This is a genomic window from Stenotrophomonas sp. SrG, from assembly GCF_050031795.1.
Taxonomy (GTDB): domain Bacteria; phylum Pseudomonadota; class Gammaproteobacteria; order Xanthomonadales; family Xanthomonadaceae; genus Stenotrophomonas; species Stenotrophomonas rhizophila_A.
The window spans coordinates 1-267 of the sequence record NZ_JBNBBE010000298.1 but is presented as its reverse complement, the minus strand read 5'-3'; the positions used below and the strand labels follow the sequence as shown (position 1 = coordinate 267).

Below are 267 nucleotides of genomic sequence, written 5' to 3'. Positions count from 1 at the left end.
CCTGGCCATCCACGCGCTGCAGCAGCCGGGGTTCGCGGCGCAGGTTGAAGGAAGGATCGTACGCACCGCTCTCGCCGATCAACGCCCGCGCCGGCGCGGTGCTGGCGAAGCGGTAGGTGTAGAAGCGCCCAACCAGCAGCCAGGTCAGGCTGCGCGCCTCGGTGCCCGGTTCGCTGGAGGCATCCACCCACACGTGCAGGTAGCCGTTGGCCTTGCCCAGCACCGGGCGCGTGGTCACCGCCGACTGCGCCTTGAAGCCCACGTCCA

At 70.4% G+C, this 267-nt stretch carries 1 pseudogene; it reads right to left on the bottom strand.

What is annotated here, in order from left to right:
* Positions 1–267, bottom strand: a pseudogene (locus ACQG3P_RS19900) (alginate lyase); the annotation flags it as partial.